The sequence below is a fragment of the Streptomyces coffeae genome, assembly GCF_016741875.1.
GTDB lineage: Bacteria > Actinomycetota > Actinomycetes > Streptomycetales > Streptomycetaceae > Streptomyces > Streptomyces coffeae.
Genome location: NZ_JAERRF010000111.1, coordinates 1 through 1,831, shown reverse-complemented (window position 1 = coordinate 1,831; position 1,831 = coordinate 1). Strand labels below are relative to the sequence as shown.

1 protein-coding gene is annotated in these 1,831 nt (G+C 67.4%); it reads right to left on the bottom strand.

Annotation, left to right across the window (positions count from 1 at the left end; all coding sequences use genetic code 11):
* The coding region (locus JK363_RS41175; RefSeq protein WP_201883448.1) for an acyltransferase domain-containing protein at nucleotides 1-1,831 on the bottom strand (1,831 nt) is incomplete at both ends.

Genomic DNA, 1,831 nt, shown 5'->3' with positions numbered 1-1,831 from the left:
GGCACCCAGCAACGGATGCTCCGCCGCACCCAACCCCAAACCACGCGCATCGGTAACCGGCCGCGAACCCTCCAACCAGAACCGCTGACGCTGGAACGCATACGTCGGCAGCTCCACCAGCCGCCCACCACACCCAGCGAACACCGAACCCCAGCCCACAACAGCCCCGCGCACGAACAACTCAGCCACCGCTGTCAGCAGGGTTGCGGCTTCCGCCCGCCCCTTCCGCAGCACACAGACAGACTCCACGGCATCCGACCCGGACTGCGCGAGGCTGGTCAGTACCGGATCCGGACCCACCTCCAACAGCCGGGACACACCCTGCCCGTCTATGACAGCCGCAAGAGCATCGTGGAAACGCACCGGCTCCCGGACCTGACGCACCCAGTACTCCGGCGTCGTCCAGTCGCCATCATCCAGCGATTGCCCGGTGACTGTGCTGAGGGCGGTGATACTCGGCTGCCGGTAGCTGACGGCTGCCGCGACCTCAGCGAACTCGGCGAGCATCGGCTCCATCAACGCCGAATGGAACGCATGACTCACCCGCAGCCGCGACACCCGGCGATCCTGCTCCCGCGCAACCGCCATCACCTGCTCGACAGCATCCTCGTCACCAGAGACGACGACCGCCGTCGGCCCGTTGACCGCCGCGATCCCCACCCGCGAACCATCCGGCAGGCCGTCCAGGATCTCTGTCACCTCGTCCTCGGTAGCCTCGATGGCTGCCATCGCACCGCCCGTTGGCAGCGCCTGCATCAACCGCGCACGAGCCGCGACCAGCCGGGCGGCGTCGCCCGGACCGAACACTCCAGCGGCGTACGCAGCAGAGAGCTCCCCGATCGAATGGCCCAGCACCACGGCGGGGCTCATGCCCCAGGAACGCAGCAGCTCCACCAACGCCACCTGCACCGCGAACAAGCCTGTCTGGGCGTAGCCGGTGCGGTCCAGCAGAGCCGCCTCAGCAGAACCCTCCTCCGCGAACAACACCTTGCGCAGCGGAACTTCAAAGCCCTCGCCGCCACTGAGCTGCTCTTCGAGGTGTCCGCAGATCGCGTCGAAGGCACCTGCGAACACCGGGAACTGGTCGTAGAGCTCACGCCCCATGCCGATGCGCTGGCTGCCCTGACCAGTGAACATCCAACCCGTCCTGCCCTCGCCCGCGACACCGGACACCACCCGAGCACCATGCGGGCCCGTGAGCCCGGTGACATCGTTGAGGTCGCCGGTGAGCCCGGCCCGGAGGGCGTCGCCATCCGAGCCCAGCACCACGGCACGGTGCTCCAGCACGGCGCGAGTAGTCGCCAGCGACAGCCCGACATCGACGGCACCCGGAACGGAACCGTCGCACTCGTCGAGGAAGGTGGCAAGACGCCTGGCCTGACCCTCCAACGCCTGCGAGCTCCGACCGGACAGCACCCACGGAACCACCGGCAACACACCCGAAGGCTCCTCTTCAACTACCGCCGACTCGCTTGCAGGGGCCTCCTCGATGATCACGTGCGCATTCGTCCCACTGATCCCGAACGAAGACACACCCGCCCGACGCACACCCTCCACTCGCCGCGGCCACCCACGCGACTCCGCCAGCAACTCCACCGCACCGGACTCCCAATCCACCTGCGACGAACGCTCATCAGCGTGCAGTGACTTCGGCAGCTGCTGCTCCCGCAGCGCCATCACCATCTTGATCACACCAGCCACACCCGCAGCCGCCTGCGTGTGCCCGATATTCGACTTGATAGACCCCAGCCACAACGGATCCCCACCCTCACGGTCCTGCCCATACGTCGCCAGCAGCGCCTGCGCCTCAATCGGATCACCGAGCTTCGTA